The 20,170-nt window shown below is 71.5% G+C and carries 15 protein-coding genes; 5 read left to right on the top strand and 10 right to left on the bottom strand.

Features of this window, described 5'->3' with window-relative positions; all coding sequences use genetic code 11:
• Positions 1-103: 103 nt before the first annotated feature.
• From K377_RS17525 to K377_RS17505, 5 genes are all read right to left on the bottom strand, one after another.
• On the bottom strand, positions 104-709 hold the full coding sequence (locus tag K377_RS17525; RefSeq protein ID WP_111664320.1) for a dihydrofolate reductase family protein: 606 nt from the start codon (positions 707-709) through the stop codon (positions 104-106).
• 94 nt (positions 710-803) lie between these two features.
• The gene (locus tag K377_RS17520; protein ID WP_111664319.1) at positions 804-2,255 is read right to left on the bottom strand and encodes a carboxylesterase/lipase family protein; all 1,452 of its coding nucleotides are present in this window, start codon (positions 2,253-2,255) and stop codon (positions 804-806) included.
• A gap of 95 nt (positions 2,256-2,350) precedes the next feature.
• Positions 2,351-3,448 (bottom strand): 5'/3'-nucleotidase SurE, encoded by a 1,098-nt coding sequence (surE, locus tag K377_RS17515; protein WP_111664318.1) that lies wholly within the window; start codon positions 3,446-3,448, stop codon positions 2,351-2,353.
• A gap of 90 nt (positions 3,449-3,538) precedes the next feature.
• Complete coding sequence (locus tag K377_RS17510) at positions 3,539-5,317, bottom strand: glycoside hydrolase family 3 protein (protein ID WP_111664317.1); 1,779 nt, start codon at positions 5,315-5,317, stop codon at positions 3,539-3,541.
• A gap of 44 nt (positions 5,318-5,361) precedes the next feature.
• Complete coding sequence (locus K377_RS17505) at positions 5,362-6,615, bottom strand: MFS transporter (protein WP_111664316.1); 1,254 nt, start codon at positions 6,613-6,615, stop codon at positions 5,362-5,364.
• Positions 6,616-6,962: 347 nt separating this feature from the next.
• Here K377_RS17505 and K377_RS17500 point away from each other — a divergent pair, with 347 nt between their 5' ends.
• Complete coding sequence (locus K377_RS17500) at positions 6,963-7,955, top strand: LacI family DNA-binding transcriptional regulator (RefSeq protein WP_111664315.1); 993 nt, start codon at positions 6,963-6,965, stop codon at positions 7,953-7,955.
• Between the two features lie 72 nt (positions 7,956-8,027).
• Positions 8,028-8,411: a hypothetical protein gene (locus K377_RS17495; protein WP_111664314.1), complete on the top strand. Its 384-nt coding sequence runs from the start codon at positions 8,028-8,030 to the stop codon at positions 8,409-8,411.
• A gap of 457 nt (positions 8,412-8,868) precedes the next feature.
• On the opposite strand, the gene K377_RS17490 is transcribed toward K377_RS17495, so the two are convergent.
• From K377_RS17490 to K377_RS17475, 5 genes are all read right to left on the bottom strand, one after another.
• On the bottom strand, positions 8,869-9,522 hold the full coding sequence (locus K377_RS17490) for a DUF5825 family protein (protein WP_111664313.1): 654 nt from the start codon (positions 9,520-9,522) through the stop codon (positions 8,869-8,871).
• A 37-nt stretch (positions 9,523-9,559) separates the two neighbouring features.
• On the bottom strand, positions 9,560-11,458 hold the full coding sequence (locus tag K377_RS17485; RefSeq protein ID WP_111664312.1) for a RiPP maturation radical SAM C-methyltransferase: 1,899 nt from the start codon (positions 11,456-11,458) through the stop codon (positions 9,560-9,562).
• A 65-nt stretch (positions 11,459-11,523) separates the two neighbouring features.
• Positions 11,524-11,652, bottom strand: a complete 129-nt coding sequence (locus tag K377_RS42305; protein WP_258395068.1) for a hypothetical protein — start codon at positions 11,650-11,652, stop codon at positions 11,524-11,526.
• Positions 11,653-11,668: 16 nt separating this feature from the next.
• Positions 11,669-13,474: a S9 family peptidase gene (locus tag K377_RS17480; RefSeq protein ID WP_111664311.1), complete on the bottom strand. Its 1,806-nt coding sequence runs from the start codon at positions 13,472-13,474 to the stop codon at positions 11,669-11,671.
• Positions 13,471-14,754: an MFS transporter gene (locus K377_RS17475; protein WP_111664310.1), complete on the bottom strand. Its 1,284-nt coding sequence runs from the start codon at positions 14,752-14,754 to the stop codon at positions 13,471-13,473. The genes K377_RS17480 and K377_RS17475 overlap by 4 nt, the downstream gene beginning before the upstream one ends.
• Before the next feature lie 586 nt (positions 14,755-15,340).
• Here K377_RS17475 and K377_RS17470 point away from each other — a divergent pair.
• From K377_RS17470 to K377_RS41675, 3 genes are read left to right on the top strand one after another with little or no spacing between them, the layout of a single operon-like run.
• Positions 15,341-16,414 carry a serine hydrolase domain-containing protein gene (locus K377_RS17470; RefSeq protein ID WP_161195131.1) on the top strand — a complete coding sequence of 358 codons (1,074 nt, stop codon included), beginning with the start codon at positions 15,341-15,343 and terminating at the stop codon, positions 16,412-16,414.
• Positions 16,414-18,909: a glycoside hydrolase family 2 protein gene (locus tag K377_RS17465; RefSeq protein ID WP_111664308.1), complete on the top strand. Its 2,496-nt coding sequence runs from the start codon at positions 16,414-16,416 to the stop codon at positions 18,907-18,909. Before K377_RS17470 ends, K377_RS17465 begins: the two co-directional genes overlap by 1 nt.
• Entirely contained in the window at positions 18,906-20,156 is a 1,251-nt protein-coding gene (locus tag K377_RS41675) for an MFS transporter (protein ID WP_161195130.1), read from the top strand. The genes K377_RS17465 and K377_RS41675 overlap by 4 nt, the downstream gene beginning before the upstream one ends.
• The last annotated feature ends 14 nt before the right edge of the window (positions 20,157-20,170 follow it).

Raw genomic sequence — 20,170 nt, 5'->3', positions numbered from 1 at the left:
CCGGACAGGCCGTAGTGCCGGGGCTGTGCACACGAAAGCTTCGCTCCGCGCGCCGGCTGGGCGCCAGACCTGTGGCAGCCCAGACCGGCGGTCGGGGACGCCGTCACGCAGGAGAGCCGAGTGGCGGGTGATCGAGCACGCGGGGCTTGTACTCGACCAGCTGGATGCGGCCGTCGAAGGTGCGGTGCTCGATCATCTCGAGAGCGACGTCCGGGTAGTCGTCGTAGATCCGCTCCTCACCCGTGGCGCCGGTGATCACCGGGAACATCACGACCCGGAAGCGGTCGACGAGTCCGGCGCTGAGCAGGGACCGGCACAGGCTGAGGCTGCCGATCGTGCTGAGGAGCCCCGAGCCACTCGACTTCAAGGCCCGGACTGCTTCGACGGCGTCGTCCCGGACGAGCGTGGAGTTGGCCCAGGTCAGTGGCTCCTTCAGCGAGGAGGAGAACACCAGCTTGGTCGCTTGGGTGAGCTCGTCGACGGACGCCTCTTCTTCGGGCCTGAACTCGTCCTGGCCCTCCGGGACCGCGCCCGCGGCGAAGCCCGACATCAGGCGGTAGGTGTTCGCTCCCATCAGGTAAGTGGCCTCGGGCTGCTCCCCGAGCCATGCGAGGTATTCAGGGCCTTCGAGGCCCCAGAACCCGGGCCATCCCTCGCCCGACGCGTAGCCGTCGAGGGACGTGATGAAGTCGACGAGGAGTTCCGGCACGACGGTGTCCTTTCGCGGGTGTGTCACGAGTGTGGACCGGTGGGGAGCCGCAAACTCATCGGCCGCGCCGCGCGCCAGGCATCTCCAGCGCCTGCTACGAGGTGCACCAGATCGCTCGAACGCGGTGCAGGGGGTCGGCGTCGGTGTGCGGAGTGGTGTCCCAGATGCGGGTCTCGCGCAGTGACGCGGTGTACGGGGGCCAGTCGGTGCCTGGGTCGAGGTCGCGGATGAACGCCGTCCAGGCGGCGTGCACGGCGTCGGCGAGGTGCTGGGGCGGACGGTCGCCGAGGGCGGCGGTGACGCCTTCGGCGTGCAGGAGGTCGAAGGCGAACGGCAGGTCCGTGCAGTGATGGGCCAGGCCGGTGAAGCCGGGCGCGGTGGAGCGCAGCCGGAACTCGTAGAGCCAGGTGGGCCGACCGCGCCGGGCACGGGCCTCGGCGAGGGCGAGGCCGGGCGCGCGGAAGAGGCTGTCGGTCATGGCCTGGCTCTGCAACACGCCGGGTTCCCCGCCGCCGTACGTCTCGAGGAAAGCACGGATGCCCGCTTCGTCGAGGCCGAGGGCGGCGAGCACGGCGCGCAGGCTCTCGGCGGTGGCGTCGGGCTGCGGGGCGGCGTTGAACTCGTGTGCGGTGAAGCCGAGCATCACAGGGATGTCGGCTCCCGCGTCCCCCGTGGTCAGCGCGTCGGGGACGGGCTCGGGAATCAGTCGGCCGTCGGCGAACGGGGCAAGGGCCAGGGGCGTGCCGGGGGAACTGGACGCGTCCTGAAGCGCGAGGAGTTCGGCGTCGGAGAGGTTCTCCAGGGCGGCCGCGGTCACGGCGCTGCCGGTGTGCTCGGCGAGCCGCCGGGTGACGGCCTCGGCGGCCTCCCGGCTCTGGGGCCGCATCACGGCGCCGGACGCCGAGATCGCTGCGCGGAACAGACCGCGGGCCGCGGGGGTGGCGAGGAGCGTCTGCACGGCGCCGCCGCCCGCCGACTGGCCGGCGATCGTCACCTTGCGCGGGTCGCCTCCGAAGGAAGCGATGTTCTGCTGGACCCATTCGAGGGCGGCGATCCAGTCGCGTACGCCCCGGTTGTCGGGCGCGTCGGGCAGGTGCAGGAAGCCCTCGATGCCGAGCCGGTAACCGATCGAGACGACGACGATGCCGTCGCGGTTGAACGAGTCGCCGTCGTACCAGGGGCTGGCCGCGCTGCCGGCGAGGAAGCCGCCGCCGTGGATCCACACCAGCACGGGGTGTCCCGCGCCCGGCGCGGTGTCGGGGGTGAAGACGTTGAGGTTGAGGATGCCCTCGCCCGGGATGCTCGGTTCGGGGATGGTGGTGACGTCGAACAACTGGCGGCGCTGCGCGGTGGGCCCGTACGCGGTGGCGTCGCGCACGTCCGTCCAGGGCTCGGCCGGTACGGGTGCGGCGAAGCGCAGCGGCCCGACGGGCGGCTGGGCGTAGGGGATCCCGAGGAACCGTGCTCCGTGGGCGCGGCGCTCGCCGCGGACGGGGCCGGCGCTCGTGCGGACGACGGGCTGGGACGACGTGGCGATGGTGGTCATGGGTTGTTCTCCGGACGGTTGTGGGGGTACGGCGCTGGGGGTGGCCGTCCGCGGGCCCTCGGGTCAGGGAGAGGGGCGCGGACGGCCGGTCGGGGTCAGGAACGCGGAGCCTCGTGCTCGACGTACCACTTCAGGCGGGCCAGTTCGCGCTGCCCGGCCCCGTCGGCACGCACACCGTAGGTGCGGTCGGCGGTGATGGGGGCGACGGCGATGTGACCCTGGTCGAGCAGAGCGGTGGAGTCGGCGTTCTCGACGGTCTCGGTGCAGTCGCTGGCCGGCTTGTCGTCGCAGACGCCGGGGACGATGTCGAAGAGGTCGCCGCCCGGCGTACGGGCCTCGTAGGCGTGCCAGACCTTCTTGCCGTGGCCGACCCTCGTCCACACCGGAGGCTTGGCCTTCTGCCCGGCGCTGACGTCCGGGTAGTCGACCTTGAGCGCGAACCGGTCGGTGAACAGGCCCCGCTCGCGCAGTCCGGCGATGAAGCCGGCGGCGAAGCGGGCGTGGGCGCGGTAGTTGGCGACCGGGAAGTCGCGCTGGCTCGCGTCGCCGGACGAGGAGAGGGCGACGGCGGGGACGCCCTCGTCGACGGCGGCGACCGCGGCACCGACGGTTCCCGAGTCGTTGACCTGGGCGCTGATGTTGGGGCCCGAGTTGATGCCGGTGACGACCAGATCGGGGCCGTCCTTCCAGCCGGCCCGGGCGGCGAGACCGCCGCGCAGGGCGAACTTGACGGTGTCCGCCGGGGTGGCGCTGGGCGAGTCCGGGCCGCACGGGCCGGTGGCCAGGCACACCCCGTAGACGGGCGATCCGGAGCGGGTGCCGGAGCAGTCCTTCTCGTACCCGGCGCGCGGCTGGGGGCGGTGGCTGAGGGAGAGCGTGCCGCCGTTGGTGACGGCCGTGCCCTTGCCGGACTGCACCTGCCAGGGCGCGATGGCGACGACGTCCGCACCGGCCGCGCACAAAGCCCTGCGGATCTCGTACAGGCCGAGCCCGTCCGCATTGCTGGGCTTCGAGGCCTGCATGGAGTCGTCGTTGGAGAGCAGGACACGCAGGCCCGCGAGAGGGCGGGACGACCGGTCGGACCGCGGGGAGCCGTCCGGAGTGGTCGCGGAAGCGGCCACGCCCGTGCAGGCGAGAGCGGCGGTGGCGGCGAGAACGAGAAGGGTGCGTCTGCGGCGTGGGGCGCGAGTCATGGCTGTGGTCCTCTGCGTGCGGCTCGGATGGTCGGACGGTGCGGGACCGGGGGCGGCTTGCGGGGCTGGATGTGCGCCGCCCCCGGTGGTTCAGAGGGACAGTCCGGTTCCGTACGGGAAGACCGGGTCCTGGGTGGAGTTCGGTACGTCGCTGGGGGAGGCCGCGACGGCGGCCATGGAGCGCGGAAGCTCGTACGGCAGGCGGCCCTCGGGCACGGCACGGCCGAAGACGACGTCGAGCAGGGCGGCGTCGCTCGCTCCGTAGTCGGCGACGACCGCGGCGGCGCGCTCGGCGATCTCGGGGATGACGGCGGGCCGTTCGAGGTGGAGGAGGACGATGGTCGGTACGGCGTCGAGGACGGCGAGGACGGGCTTCAGCTCCTCCTCGGTGAAGTCCAGCCGGCCGGTGTGGAACAGCGCCTCGAACTTGTTGTCGCGGTGCTCGTACGGAGTGTGCAGGCGCAGCACGGCCAGGTCGGCGTCGGCCGGGGTGTCGGTCAACTCCCCGTACGCGGACGCGGCCTGTGCGTCGACGCCCTCCACGTACAGCTTCGGGCGTGGCCGGGCGACCGGCAGCGTGGCGTCGCGGTTGACCAGGACGGTGAGCGAGCGGCGCTGTGCGGCCTCGCCCGCGGTACGGAACTCGTCGGCGCCGACGATCTCCTCGGCCAGGCCGGGATCGACGTACGGCTGGTCGAACAGGCCGAGGACGAACTTCTCGCGCAGCAGACGCCGTACGGAGGCGTCGACGCGCTCCTCGCTGATCCGCCCGGAGCGGACGAGTCCGACGACGACCTCCGGACAGGCCTCACCGCCGAACTGGTCGGCGCCCGCGTCCAGTGCCTTCGCGGTGCGCTCGGCGAGCGTGAGGTGCTCGACGCCCCAGGCCCGGGCCCCGTGCCTCTCGCCGAAGATCGTGGCGTCGGTGAGCAGGCCCCAGTCGGCGCAGACGATCCCGTCGAATCCGAGGCGCTCACGCAACAGCCCGGTGACGACGCCCTTGTTGAAGCCGAATCCGACCTCCTCCCAATCGGTGCCGACGGGCTGTCCGTAGTACGGCATCATCTGGGAGGCTCCGGCGGCGATGGCGGCCTTGAACGGCTCCAGATGCAGGTCCCGCATGCCGCCCGGATAGATCTGCTCCTTGCCGTGCGGGAAGTGCGGGTCCTCGCCGTCCTTCTGTGGGCCGCCGCCGGGGAAGTGCTTGACCATGGTGGCCACGCTGTCGCTGCCGAGGGTCTCGCCCTGGAAGCCGCGGATGTACGCCTGGACGAGTTCGCTCGTGAGGGCGGCGTCGGATCCGAAGGTGCCCGACTGGCGTGCCCAGCGAGGCTCGGTGGCCAGGTCGATCTGCGGATGCAGGGCCACGCGGAGGCCGACGGCCAGGTACTCGCGGCGGGCGATGTCGGCGAAGCGGTGGACGAGTTCGGGGTCGCGGACGGCGGCCAGCCCTGTCGGCTCCGGCCAGGCGGAGAACGCTCCGGCGCTGATCGAGGCGCCGATGTTGGTGGTGAAGGAGTGGCGGGGGTCGGTGGAGACGGTGACCGGGATGCCGAGCCGGGTGGCGGCGGCGAGTTCCTGGACCGCGTTGTGCCACTCGGCCATCTGCCGTGGCCCGGTGCCGCCCAGGAGGTTGAAGTGGCTCAGCAGCTTCGAGCCGATCAGGCCGCTGGTGTCGGTGGGGATCATGGCCGTCTCGTCGCCCGCCTCGACGGGGTGTCCGTCGGCGTGCAGGGGCAGCATGGTGTGGAACAGCTGGCCGGCCTTCTCCTCCAGTGTCATCCGGGCGAGCAGGTCGGTTACCCGCTCGTCGACGGGCAGGGCGGGGTTCTGGTACGGGTGGCCGTCATTGCGCGGTGCGGGGGTCATGAGGGGTTCTCCAGGGTTCTACGAAGGGCTGGGGGCGGGTGGGTTCAGCGCACGCCGCGGATCGGTATGACGGACAGGGCCCCGACGACGGTGACCAGCGCGCCTGCCGCGAACAGGGCGTCGTAGCCGCCGAGGGAGGCGACGACGAGGGAGGCCAGGAACGGGCCGATGATCTGGGGGCCGGCGTTGGCGATGTTGAGGACGCCCATGTCCCGTGCCGCGTCGTCGGCGCTCGGCAGGACCAGGGTGACCAGAGCCGTGTCCACCGCCATGAAGCAGCCGAACGACAGTCCGGTGACGGCCGCGAAGACGAGCATGCCGGTCCAGGTGGGGCTGGCCACCGGAATCATCATGCCGAGCGCGGTGAGGACGCAGGAGACCGCGATGAACGGCTTGCGCCGGCCGATCCGGTCGGACAGCAGCCCGCCGACGACCGTCGCCAGCAGCATGCACAGGGCGTTGAGCGGGGACAGGATCGTCATGGCCGCGGCGGGATCGAGGTCCGCGGGCAGACTGATGTGGTCCTGAAGGATGTACAGCTGGAAGAGCGTCACCATGAAGTAGCCGAGCATCATCAGGAACCGGCCGATGAACGCCCACCGGAAGTCGCCCGCCTTCAGAGCGGTGCCGAACGCCGCGAGCTGCCGCACCAGCGGCACCGCCGCCACGGCGGGGAGGCGCTGCTCGCGCACCAGAGACGTGAACAGCACGGCCACCACGGCGATCACCGCGCCGAGGGCGAGATATCCGGTGTGGAGGGCGTCGGGCGCGAAGGAGGCGGCGAGCGTGACGCCGGCGATCACGCCGAGCGGGGTGCCGATGCCGACCATGGCCGATGCCAGGCCCCGCCGTTCAACCGGTACGCGGTCGGGGACGACGGCGGTGATCGCGGCCTGGTAGACGTTCATCATCGCCTGCACCAGGCACCAGCCGATGGTGACCAGGAGCAGGGTGCGCATCGCGCCGAGCAGGGCGAGTGCGCCCAGGGCGGCGAGCCCGCCGCCCAGGATCCACGGATTCCGCCGCCGGGACCGGTCCGACAGCAGTCCCGCCAGCGGGTTGAAGAGGGTGGCGAAGACCGCGGAGACGCCGGAGACGAGGCCGAGGTTGGCGACCTTGTCCGCCGGGTCCAGCAGTTCCACCTGCAGCGGCAGCAGCACCTGGCCGACGCCCATGTAGACCATGTACATCGCGGTGTTCCCGAGGGCCAGCATGGCCAGCAGCCGGGTGAGCGCACCACCGCCGGGACGGTCGGCCGACGCTTTCCGTGCCGGTATCTGGGTCGCGGATCTACTCATGACGGTCTCCTTGAAACACGGCGCAGCCCCGGTAGGGGGAGGGAGGGAAGGCGCGGTCGCGGCAGGGCAGGGCGGAGCAAGGGAGCGGGAACGGCGACCACATTAGTTACACGTGTCAGCAACGAATGGGTACTGTGTAACACCCCGGTCCGCTCTTGCCTAGACGTCGGGGGAAATCCGAAACAGGACCGTTGTTGCACGTGTAACAAAAGCCTGATTGGCGACCTGCCCTCGTGAGTGCTCGGGCGGCGCGTGCCGCCCGTGTGTGACGCGTGTAACGTGCAGGTGCAGCGCACGACGCACGCGCTGTGCGCTCAGCAGGCGACAGATCGAACGCGAGGAGAACGATGGTGGCGAACTCGGTCACGAGCACGGACGTGGCCCGGCTCGCGGGGGTGTCACGCGCCACCGTGTCCTTCGTGCTGAACAACACCCAGACGCACCGGGTCAGTGAGGCGACGCGCACCCGGGTGCAGGAGGCTGCCCGGCAGCTGGGCTACGTGCCGCACGCCGCCGCCCGGGCCCTGCGCGCGGGCCACAGCAATCTGGTGCTGATCCCGGCCTCGGTGTCCGCGGTCGGCCACTTGGTCAGCACATGGCTCGACGCGTTGCACAGCGAGCTGGAGGAACGCGGGTACACGGCCGTTCTGCACGCGGGACGGTACGCAGACGCCTCCGCGGGCGCGCGGGCCTGGGCCGAGTTGCGGCCGGCGGCGGTCCTGGCGCTGGACGGCGACCGCCTCACGGCTCAGGCGGTTCAGGTCCTGCGCAGCGCGGGCGTGGGCGCGGTATTGGCCCTGGCAGCCCATCCCGTGGAGGGCGTGCACGCGCTGCCGTTCGACCATGCCCGCATCGGAGAGATCGCCGCCGAGCACCTGGTCGCGCGAGGACGACGACGCCTCGGGGTGATCATGCCGCGTGAACGGGGCCTGGACACATTCGCCCGCCCCCGTCTGGAGGGCGTTCGAGCCGTCGCCGCGCGCAGCATCGCGACCGTGACCGAGGTCCCCATGGAGTACACGCGCGCGTCAGCCTCCGAACTGGCCGCGGCCTGGGGCGATCTCGGGCTCGACAGCGTGTTCGCCTACAACGACGAGTACGCCGCGCTCCTCCTGCACGCGCTGCAGGGCGCGGGCTTCACCGTTCCCGGCGACGTGGCGGTTGTCGGCGCCGACGACCTGGTGACGGCAACCCTCCAGAACCCTCCGCTCACCACCGTCCGCCTGCCTTTCATCTCGCCGGCCTTGGTCGCGGACATCATCGACGCACAGATCAACGGAACCGCCGTGCCTGACGCCCCGCCCGCCGAAGCCGTCCTCGTTCCCCGCGCGTCGTCGTGATCCGTCGAGGGAAAGTGGGCCGGATACCTGGACCCCTGCCCCAGCCGTCGAACCTGCGGGCAGACTGAGCTGATGCATCTCCCCGCCGAAGCCGTCGCCGCTACAGCGCTGATCGAGGTCGTCCGCATCTCCGGTCTGCCCGCCGGCCCGGATACCCCCTACCCCGGCACGACGGTCGCCCACTGGATCGGGAGCGAAGTAGCCACGGCCCTGTCCTTGGTCGAGAGCCTGTCCGGCGGCGAACAGCACCGCTGCGGCTTCTCGCCCGGCTGGGGCGTCAGGGCGTACGAGGACTCTCTCGATCTGGCTTTGTTCGAAGCGGCGTTCTGCTTCACGTGCCAAGAGATCCGCATGCACGGAAGGACCGTGCCGTCTGATTTGGCCAAGCAGTACTTCGACCCGGACACCTTGCCGGCCCGAACCCTGCTGACCCTCTTCCGCACGGCAACCCCGTAGCCGACTGCCTGATCTGGCCGCGCAGTGCGCCTACAGGAAAGCTTGGCGTGCCCGGGATGACGAGGTCGAGAGGTTCGAGGACCGGAAGACGGCCGGTGCGGTCGTCATTCAGGAGCACGGGTGCGGCTTCTCCACCCTGTTGGTGCGGACCGGCCCACTCAGCGGGACGGTTTGGTGGGACGGGCGGGCCACCTCCGACCTCATCGTCCCGCTTTCCCTGGACCACGGCAGTGGCGCCCGGCCCGTCAGATTCGGGGAGTGGTTGAACCACGGCTCGTGGGATCTTCTGCCGCCGAGCTGGAGACGGACCTCCGCTGTGGGGGCATAGGGATTCATAGGCAGGGCACTTGGGTTCTGCGTGGCTCCAACGCCCCCCGTCGGGCCACGCTGGTGGTGGGCGTGCGGCGGCTGGTGACGGCCGCCGCACGCCGCCAAGCTCTCTTTCCTCTCCGGCCGGTCAGATCGCGATCGACTGCTGGAGCCAGCGGTTCACCCGATACGGCACCCACCAGGCGAACGCACCTATCTCCAGGATGAGTTGCTCGGCACGGAACTCCTCCAGGATGGGTGCGGGAACGGCCGAGCGGAGTGCGCCGTAGTCCAGGTCGCCGATCGCCGTGTCGTAGCCGGGCTCGTCGGCGGTGAATCGGCGTAGTTCGCCCCAGCGGCGGTCGCGGATCTGGATGAAGCCGGGGCCCTGGCGCCACAGGCACTTGCACAGGTAGTGGCCTCGTCGCCAAGTGCGTAGCGAGTCGTCGGCGTCGTCGGGGCCGTACAGGGCGGTGGGAGGTTGGAGATGGCTGAGCCGGCGCCAGGTCTGACCCGCACCGGGAGCGAGACGCAGCTCCCACTCGACCAGCACAGCCCGTGCGGTCAGGTCACGGACCAGAGACAGGCCGTACAGAGCGGCGGCCGGATCCGCGCCGTCCGTCAGATCGACGGGCACGGGCAAGTGCACCCGGCGCGCGCCGAGCCCCCACAAGCGGGCCGCCTGGCCGCGGGCCGGCCCGGGCAGTGCCACCTCGCCCAGGGACATGCCCGGCAGGGCGCAGGCTTCGAGGTCGTAGTCGCGCCACGCATGGACGGTGGGCGTGGTGAGCGTCGTCGTCATGTATCAGTTCCTCCGATCGCGTGCGGGACGGGTGGGGTCAGGCCGGCTCGGGGACGGCGGCGTGGGTGTGCCGCATGAAGTCCAGCCGGAGCAGGTCTTCGTTGACGGCCGCCGGAGCGATGTGCACGTACTGGCCGCCGTCGGTGAAGACGATGCCGAGCGCGAGCCAGGCGTCGAGCAGGTCCTGGACCTGCGCCTCGTCGCGGGCGGTGGCGGGGAGCAGAGCCCCTGCCTTGCGGGTGAGGGCCTGCACGCTGTGCGGCTGGTCGAGGAGGCGGAAGACGGCCAGCTCGAACGGATCGGTGAGTTCCATGGCGCGCCAGGTGAAGGTGCGGCGGCGGCTGACCAGGACGATGCGGTCGCCGTGGTCGTCGTGGGTGAGCCGGGCGTCGGTGTGATGCTTCTTCCAGTCCGCGAGCGCCGAGTTGAGGGCGCCGACGGTGGGCTCGCCGATGCCGCGGGCGGGCGCCTCGAAGACGTACGCCATGCCGTAGAGCTCCTCTTCGGGCAGGTCGTAGGTGAAGCGGTAGTGGGCCTCGGGGCGCAGCCCGGTGAAGCCCAGTTCGGGCCGCTCGAAGTAGGGGCTGAAGCGTTCGATGGCGATGCGGGCCGAGAGGTCGACCGGCGGGTCGAGGTGTTCGAGGGCGGGGAGCTGGGCGATGACGGGGTCGTAGTCCTCGGCGCTCTCCCCGGGGAAGCCGTGCAGGTAGTTCCAGGCGACGGAGAGGCCGGTCTCGGCACCGTCGCGGAGCATGCGGACGTTCTGGCAGCCGCTGACCCCCTTGTCCATCAGGTCGAGGACGCGGCTGTTGAGACTTTCGATGCCGGGCTGGACGTAGATGAGCCCGGCGTCGGCGAGGGTGCGCAGTTGGCTGCGCTTCATGTTCGCCTTGATCTCGATGTGCAGGCGCAGGTCGTAGCCGCTGTCGATGATGCGGGGCAGCACGGTGGTGAGGTAGCGCATGTCGAGGATGTTGTCGACGACGTACATGTCCAGGACCCGGTGGCGGCGGGCCAGTTCCATGATCTCGTCGTAGAAGGTGTCGGGGCTCTTGGAGCGGAACTCCATGAAGGAGCCGTTGAGCCCGCAGAACGTGCAGTGGTGCTTCTCGCCCCACCAGCAGCCGCGGGCTCCCTCGACCACGAGTTTCGGCTCGACCCAGTTGCGGGCGACGGACGAGGCGAGCCGTTCGAAGTAGCCGCTGTAGTCGGGCGGCAGGATCGCGGCGGGCGGCAGTGGGCGGGTGGCCATGGGGTTGGCGATGCTGCGGCCGTCCGCGTCGCGGTGGCACAGGCCGGTGATGGTGCCCAGGTCGCCGCCCTCGCCGAGCGCGGTGAGGAGTTCGGGGAAGGCGGCCTCGCCCTCGCCGCGCACCACGTGATCGACGAAGGGGAAGTTGCGGTGGACGGTGGCACCCTGTTCGCCGTCGCAGTTGGCGCCGCCCATGACCGTGACGATGTGCGGGGCCAGCTCCTTGACGCGACGGGCGGCGGCGAGCGCCGCGGTGTTCTGCTGGAACGTCGAGGTGAAACCGACGACGTCCGGGGCGCTCTCGACGATGCGGCGGGCGATCATCTCGACGAACTCCGGCGCGATGCGGTGCAGTTCGTGGGTCATCTTCATACGGGCGGACTTGAGCTTCCCGGTCATCGTGCGGGTGAACTCGTCCGTACGCCAGTCCGGGTCCGCGTACAGGGCGGAGGAGAAGACCCAGTCGCCGCAGCCCATGAAGTACGAGGACAGGGCGTAGTACTCGTAGTCGTCACCGGTGAACTCGGTGCGCTCGGTGATCCAGTCCGTGAACATGAGGTTGGCGTGCAGGACCTCGGCGCTCGCGCCGGGCACCCGCTCGTCCACGCTCCTTTTGAGGATGCCCAGTGCCAGCGACGGCAGGTCGATCGGTGACCAGGGCATGTTGACCAGCAGTACGCGCATGGGCGGTTCCTCCTGACGGTGGTAAGGGCCGGCCGGCCCCGGGCGCGGGGCCGGCCGGTGGAGGACTAGTCCTCGACGGTGTCGTCGCCGTCCTCGGCGTTGCGGAACGGGACGGTGACCGTGATGCCGACGCTCGGCTTGCGGTTCGTCTCGTCCTCGGCCAGCGGGTCGTTGTGGATGACGTCCTTGTGCATGGGCTTCTCCTTCGTGTCAGTGCTCTACGGGATGGTGCGCTGACCCCGCCGCGGGTGCGGCGGGGCGTCTGGGTGGGGTGGTGCGGGTGGTGCCGCGCAGCCGCTCGTCGAGGAAGTGCACCGAGCGGCGCAGTACGTGGACGTGGTCGGCGCCGTCGTAGCCGTCGTGTCCGGTGTCGAGCCACAGGGCTTCGTGGTCGGCGCCGGTCGCGCCGAGGGCGGCGAGGTAGGAACGGATCTGCTGCGGGGGGCACTTGACGTCGTGGGTGGCGGCGACGAGCAGCAGCGGGTCGCGAACGCGGTGGGCGTAGCGGATCGGGGAGCTGTGGGCGTAGGCGTCCGGAACCTGCTCGGGGGTGCCGCCGAACAGGCGCTCGTCCAGGGCGCGCACGGCGGGCGTGGCGGCGGCGTGCGCGGCTGCGTAGTCGGCGACGGGCTTCACGGCGACACCGGCCCGCCACACTCCCGGCCGGGTGCCGAGGGCGAGGAGGACGAGGTAGCCGCCCCAGGAGGTCCCCCACAGACCGCAGGCGTCGGGGCGGATCAGCCGACGGCGGGTGAGGTCCGCGTGGACGGCGGCGAGGTCGTTGACCTGGGTGTGGCCGACGCCGTCGCGGTAGGCGCGCTGCCAGCGGGGGCCGTATCCGGTGGAGCCGCGGTAGTTGACCCGGGCGACGGCGAAGCCGGATGCGACGAGGGAGTGCACGGTTCCGTCGTAGGCGTCGCGGTCGTGGTCGGCGGGGCCGCCGTGGACGAGAAACACGGCAGGGTGCGGGCCGGGCCGGTCCTCGGGGAGGCTGAGCAGGGTGTGCACCGGCCCGTCGGCTCCGGGGGTGCGCACGTCGCGCTGGATCGCGGGGACACGTCCCTCGACGGTGCCGAGCGGCGGCAGCGGGGTGTCGGCGGTGGAGACCATGCGGGGCGGGTGAGTGGTGTCGGTCCACAGTGTGTGCAGGTCGCCGCCCGGGCGCGGGGCCGCGTCGAGGAGGGTCCCGGCGCGGGTGGGAACGCGGTCCAGGGTGCGCCTGGTGAGGTCGGCGCGGTGCAGCAGCGAGACGCCGTGGCGGTCCTGGCGGACCAGGACGCCGTCGCCGTCGGGGTACCAGCGGGCGGTGAACTGGGTGTCCAGGGCGCTCCACTCGTGGGTGACGATGCCGGTGGCGGCCGTCCAGGTGGCGAGGACGTAGCGGTCCTGGTGCTCGCGGGCCAGGAGCAGGGTGGCGGGGGTGTCGGTGGCGGGGCTGAAGCCGAGGCTCCACAGCCTGCCGTGCGGACCGTCGCCCGGCAGGACGTCGGCGTCGGTGCCGTCGGGCGCGAGCAGGGTGACGGCGCGGGACGATCCGGCGGCGCGGGTGAGGGCGAGCAGATCGCCCCGGGGGGCGAGTCCGGCGAGGGACGCGGGACCGTCGACGCGCGTCACCTCGCGAGCCGGGCCGCCGCGCATTCCGATGTGCACCGCGGTGCCGGTGTCCAGGCCGGTGCCGACGGCCACGGTGCCGGAGGAGGTGACGGCCAGACCGCGGGCGGTGCCGTCGGGGGCTCCGGTCAGACCGGGCCGGTCGGGGCCGCCGTCGAAGGGCTGGAATCGCCAGTGACCCAGGCCGTGGGCGTCCTCGGCGAACCACCACACGTGGGCATCCGCGTCGATCGCCCCGTGCAGGGTGCCCTCGGGCCGGTCGGTGACCTGCCGCGCCCGGCGCGCGGCGGCGTCCCAGGCGAAGATCTCGCAGCGGCCCTCGGCGTCGGCGGTGACCACCATGCGGAGCGCGTCGGTGGGGCACACCTCCGGCAGTTGGGCGCGGTAGACCTGGAAGCGGCTCATGCGGACGCCCCGATCAGTGCGGAGCGCCGCGTGGTGTGCACGGCGAGCAGGGTGAGCAGGGCGGCGCAGCCCAGGGCGGGTACGGCGGCCGCTGTCTCAGCGGTCAGCAGACCGGCGAGAGCGGGGGCGAGCGCCGCGGCTGCTCCGGCGGCGGTCGCGAGCACCGCCCCCGCCCTGGCCTGGAGTTCGGGCCGGGTGGCCTGCAGAGCGCGGGACTGCAGCACGATCGCGGGAAGCGGTATGAGGAAGCTGAGTGCCCCGAGCAGGATCCCGTAGGTCCACGGCCCGTTGGCGAGGGCGAGGGAGGCGGCGAGCGGGATCAGCAGCCAGGTCGCCGCGACGAGGACGCGGGCGGCACCGAGGCGGGACGCCGCGCGCGGCGCGGCGAGGGACCCGGCGAGTCCCGCGGCGCCGGTGACGGCGAGCACGAGACCGACCGGGAGCGCACCGTTGCCGAAACGTTCCAGCGCGAAGAGGGTGCAGTAGTAGAGCGTCACGGCGACTCCGTTGACCAGCGCGATCCAGACGAGGACGAGACGCAGCAGAGGGTGGCCGCGCACCAGGCGCAACCCGGCCGCGGCTTCGCGCACCAGTCCGTCGCCGGATTGCGCGGCAGCGGCTTTCAGGTCCGTGCGCATCGCGCGGACGCACAGGGCGGCGACGGCGTAGGACAAGGCGTCGGCCAGGAAGGGCAGAGCGCGCAGGAGCTGGTAGGCGGCGCCGCCGAGAACCGGCCCGACGACGAGGGCGCCTTGGTCGGCCGCGGCGAGGCGTGCGACGGCGCGGGGCTGGCCGTCGGGCGGGCACAGGAGGACGACGGTGCCGCGCGAAGCGGCGTCGTGACAGGCGGTGGAGAAACGTTCCACCGCGAGGGCGGCCAGCAGATGCGCCAGGGTGAGTCGGCCCAGGACCAGGGCGAGGGCGACGGACCCCATGGCGAGGGCGGCGACGAGTGCGGACCAGAACATGATGGTCTTGCGGGCTCCGCGGTCGGCGGGCACTGCGGCGAGTGGCCCGAGAAGCAGGCCGGAGCCGACCGACAGGCCGGCGACGAGGCCGGCGGTCTGCGGGGAGTAGCCGAGGCTCAGCAGCAGAAGCGGGAGAACGACGCCTGACGTCTGGGTGCCGAGCGCGTCGGCGGCGTTCGCCCACCAGAAGAGGCGGAAGTCCCGTTCGGCTGCCTTCCTCGGCGGGCGGGCGGAGCTGCGGCCTTTGAACCACCGGGGCCGCGGTAACTCACCGCGCCGGTCCGGCACTCCCGCCTGGGTGGACGACTCCACGCATGTTCCTCACAAGCCGAAGGAGTTGTGCAGGATGTGTAGAAAGCGAAACGAGCGGGATCGTAGCCAGCGGTGCGAATGGCTCACAAGAAGGCGATGCGGATGGCCAGAAACCGGAGTGGGGCGAGGTGCGGGGGATGCGACTCGGCGCGGAGGTGAAGTGCGACGTCTTCGTGTGAGAGCAACGAGGTTGATGGGGCGCCAGAGTCTGATGTGACGGCTGAGGCGCCCTGTTTCATGATCATTGAGGTGCGTGCGGAGGTTTGAGCGAGCCGTCCGGGAGTCGCATCTCGTGTCGGCTGCGCCGGCTCGCTGGAGCAGCGACAGCCAGGATGGCCAGTTTCCTCCGTCCGTGGCGCGCTCCCGGGGCCTCGATCGGCCAGGTCGCCATGCGGTGCCGCGGCGCTTCGAGGTCGGGCGCCCCCGTGTGCAACTCCCCGCAGGGTGTCGGGCCCGCCTGTCTACAGAAAACGTTAGAGTCTAACAATTGTTAGTGACTTACATTTGTGCCACCATCGCCGCATCGACCTGGTGAGGGGAGCACGCGATGACGCGGCACGGCACAAGGGATCCACGGTTCACCGAAGTGGTGGATGCCTTCGAACAGTTGGCGGCAGACGACGATTTCCAGGCGCAGCTCGCGATTCGCCACCACGGTCGAACCGTTGTCGACCTTTCGACGGGCCTCGAACCCGACAACCTGCTGCCGGTGTTCTCGGCGGGCAAAGGAGCCATCGGCGTCGTCGTCGCTCACCTACTGAACGGCGGGCACCTCGACGCCGAGCGTCCGGTCGCCGACTACTGGCCTGAGTTCGCCGCGGCCGGGAAGAGTGCGATCACCGTCGGGCAGGTGCTCAGTCATCAGGCCGGACTCGTGACCGTCGACGGCGGCCTGCGGGACGCGGACTTCCTCCGCCACGAGCCGCTGGCCGTCCGGCTCGCCGCGCAGCGACCGCTCTGGCGGCCCGGCGCCGGCTTCGGCTATCACTGGCTCACCATCGGCACCCTTGCCGACGAGATCGTGCGGCGGTGCACCGGCCGCACCCTCGCCGACGTGTTCGCGCAGGACATCACGGGTCCCCACACGGTCGACGTGCATCTCGGCACGGACGCCTCGCTCGACGGACGAACGGTGGCCGTCGACGCGCCCGACGCCGAGGAACTGGCGCCGCTGGCCCAACTGCTCGCCGCGCGCCGCGACCGCGGCTGGTCCGCGGCCGACGACTTCCCGGTGCCGCTCTGGGAACGCGCCAACCACCGCGACCTGCAACGCGCGGGGGCGCCCGCCGCCGCGGCGGTGGCCTCGGCCCGCGGCCTGGCCGCGATGTACGCCGCCCTACCGAAAGTGGCGGGCCCGGACGCGCTGGCTCAAGTGAGTCAGCTTCAGGTGGCCGGCGACGACCTGACCACCGGCCGCTACTTCCGCTACGGCCTCGCGTTTCAGCTGCCCGGCGCCGATCACCTGCGCTACGGCAGCGCACGGGCGGTCGGCCACGACGGTGCCGGCGGCGCGATCGCCTTCTACGACCCCGCCGACGACCTCGCGTTCGGATACGTCCCCCGCCGCATCCCGCTGCCCGGCGGGGCCGACGCCCGCGCGATCCGCATCGCCGAAATCGCCCACCGTTGCGCGCGAGCCGCGCACCCGCAGGAGGCCTGATGCCTTTCCCCCTCACCGACTTCGAGCTGGCCGAGAGCGCCCCGTTCGGAGCGCTGCCCGACGAAGGATGGATCCCCGCGCCCGTGCCCGGCGGAGTGCACGCCGCGCTCGTCGCGGCCGGCCGGTTCGCCGACCCCTACCGCGACCGGAACGAGGAGGCCGCACGCTGGGTCGAGGCGCGGTCGTGGTGGTACCGCTGCCGCGTCGACCTGCCGGACGCCGGGGCCGGCGAGCGGCTGCGCCTGGTGCTGCACGGCCTCGACACGGTCGCCACCGTCTGGCTCGACGGGGATGAACTGGGACGGCACGCCAACATGTTCCGGCCCGCCGAGTACGACGTGACCCGCCACGCGGGAAGACCGGCCGAGCTTCTCGTACGGTTCGATCCGCCTCTGGCCGGGCTCGACCCCGACGACTCACCGCCCAGCGCACTCCTGTCCGGCGACCGGTTCGAACCGACGTCGGTGCAGCGCCGCAAGCCGACCTACTCGTGGGGCTGGGACTTCGCGCCGCGCCTGCCCTCGATCGGTCTGTGGCGACCGGTGGAACTGGTGCACGACCGGGGCGCCGCGCTCAACGAGGTCCACTTCCGCACCCGGGCTCTCGACACGACGGCCCGCACCGCGGACCTCTCGGTCGATGTCCAGGTCGACCGCCTCACCGACGCGCCGCTGACCGCCCGCATCCTGTGGGACGGCGAATGCGTCGCCGAGCAGCCGGTGCTCGACGCGCAGGCCTGCGCGACGTTCAGCGTCACCGATGTCAGGCCATGGTGGACCCACGATCTGGGCACCCCCGACCGCTACCGCCTCACCGTCGAGATCCGCGACGCGGACACGGTGGTGGCGAGGCGGTCCGAACTCGTCGGCGTGCGCACCGTCGAGCTGGACCGCTCGCCGGACCCGGACGGCGGACGGCTGTTCCGCTTCGTCCTCAACGGCGTTCCGCTCTACGCGCGCGGCGCCTGCGTCGTCCCCGCGTCGATGCAGCCCGGGTGCGTGCCGGACGAGACGCAGCACGAACTCGTACGCCTGGCCGCCACGGGCAACATGACGATGCTCCGCGTGTGGGGAGGCGGCGTCTACGGCGACGACGCCTTCTACGACGCGGCCGACGAACTGGGCGTCCTGGTCTGGCAGGACTTCATGTTCTCCTGCCTCGACTACCCCGACAACGCCGATGAATTGAACGCGGAGGTCGCTGCCGAGGCAGTCCACCAGGTCCGACGCCTGCGCAACCGGCCCAGCCTCGCGCTCTGGGCCGGCAACAACGAGGTCCAGGCGATCCACCAGCTGAGGAACGGCGACCTCGCGTCCGGCGAATGGGGCAGCCGCTTCTTCCACGAGACACTGCCCGCCGCGGTGTCCGCACACCACCCCGACGTGCCGTACTGGCCGGGCAGCCCGTGGGGACAGGACGATCCCGCCGGGGTCAACGGCGTGCTCGACGGCGACCGGCACGCCTGGGAGGTCTGGCACGGCCTGGACGTCGGCGCTCCGTCGCCGGTCGAGTACACCGACCGCGGCGAGGCCATGCACTTCGACCGCTACCGGTTCGACACCGGCAAGTTCATCAGCGAGTTCGGCATCATCGCCGCCCCCGAGCGGACCACCCTCGCGCAGTGGATCAGCCCCGACGAACTGACCCTGCACTCGCCCACGTTCGACGCACACGTCAAGGACAACCCGGTCCGCAAGGCCGAACTGCTGCTGGCGGCCGAGACCGGTCTGCCCACGGACCTCGACTCCTACATCGACGCGACGATGGCGGTACAGGCGGAGGGCCTGAAGTTCGGCATCGAGCACTACCGACGGCGTCAGCCCGGCAACTCCGGCGCCCTGATCTGGCAGCTCAACGACCCGTGGCCGGGCGTGAGCTGGTCACTCATCGACCACGCGCTGCGGCCCAAAGCCGCCTACCACGCGGTGCGCCGCGCCTTCCGGCCCGTCCTCGCGTCCTTCGTACGGGACGAGTCGGGAGGCCTCGACCTCTGGATCACCAGCAGCGGTGTCCGGCCGGTGCGCAGCGTGCTCGCCGTCGAGGTGCTCCGCCTCGACGGCTCGGTGATCCTCGCCGAGCACGTCACCGTCGACGTTCCGGCCGGGACCTCGCGCAAGGTGTGGAGTGCGCCAGCGGACCGGATCGGCAGCGGACCCGACCGGGTCGCCTGGGTGTCCAGCACCGACGGCGCCGTGCCCGGCAACCGCCTGCTGTTCGGGCGGATCAAGGACATCGACTGGCCCGCATCGACACTGGAGACCACCTACGAGGCGACCGGTCAGAGCAGCGGCGTACTGAAGCTGACCTCACGCGGTTACAGCTTTCAGGCGCGCGTGACCTGCGACGACCCGGGCGCGCGATTCTCCGAGAACTACCTCGATCTGCGGGACGGCGACACCGCCCACATCACCGTGACCGGCCTCTCCGCGCCCACGGACACCGCAACCTTCACCGCCCGCGCCTACCGCGGGCCGAGACCAGGAGCCCAGTCATGACCGAAGCGGTGCCCGTCGCCCCGACGACCTCGGCCCCAGCCGCCACCTCGGCCAAGAAGAACGTCATGGTCGGGACAGGGCTGTTCATCGGTGCATTCGGCCTGTCCCTCGCCAACCACGGCGTCTCGACGCTGCTTCAGGCCGCGTCGAAGAGCATCGCCCCGGACGACCCGATCGGCTTCTACGCCACGCTGACCACCTTCGGCGCGGTCGCCTCCGTCCTCGCGATCGTCTTCGCCGGGGCACTGTCCGACCGCACCCGCTCCCGGTTCGGCCGCCGGATCCCGTGGCTCGCCGGCAGCGGTCTGCTCGGCGCCACCGGGCTTGCCCTCGCCGGATTCGGCAGCGCGGGGTTCCTGGTCGTCATCGGCTACATCGCGTTCATGATGGCGCTCAACGCGAGCATCGCCGCGTCCACCGCCGTCGTACCCGACGTCGTCGACGCACGGCGACTCGGCCTGATCTCCTCACTCATGGGCGCGGGCAACCTGATCGGCGGCGTCATCGGCGGGTTCTTCGCCGCCGCCTACATCACGCGGCCACAGACGGGCCTCTCCGTCCTGCCCGCCGTCTTCCTGCTGACCGCGCTCGTGATGGTGGTCCTCCTGCCGCGCGTGTCGAGCCTCGGCCAGGCACGCACACCGGGCGGCATCCGCGGCTTCCTGCGCTCCTTCGAACTCCCCAAGGGCGGCCAGTTCTGGTGGGTGTTCACCGGGCGCTTCCTGTTCGCCCTGGCCCTGTTCATGACGGTGATGTACGCGTTCTTCGTGGCCACCGGCTACCTCGGGCTCGGCACGCAGAAGGCCGGTGACCTGCTGGCCGTCTGCACCCTCGTGATGTCGGTCGGGTCGGTCGCCGCGGCCCTGCTCACGGGGCCGGTCTCGGACCGGATCGGACGCAAGCCCTTCGTCATCGGCGCGCCGATCCTCATCGCGGCGGGCGCGGTCCCGCTGATCCTGACCGCACAGCCATGGGCCCTGATCGCCTTCTACGGGCCGGGTGGGATCGCGTTCGGGGCCTACCTCGCCGTCGACGCGGCCCTGATGGTCGACGTGCTGCCGGACCGCTCACGCGCGGCCCAGGACCTGGCCATCCTCCAGGCCGCGAACAGCCTGCCGCTCGTGGTCGCACCGTCGATCGCCGGCGTTCTCACGAGGATCGGCGGGTTCGAGGCCTCCTTCGTGGGCACGGTCGTGGCGGGCCTGGCTGCCGCGCTGTGCATCCTCAGGGTCAAGGGCATCCGCTGAATGAAAGACGGTTG

The organism is Streptomyces sp. PsTaAH-137 (assembly GCF_003259365.1).
Lineage (GTDB): Bacteria > Actinomycetota > Actinomycetes > Streptomycetales > Streptomycetaceae > Streptomyces.
The sequence above is the reverse complement of the archived record's forward strand: the minus strand, read 5'-3'. Positions and strand labels throughout refer to the sequence as shown.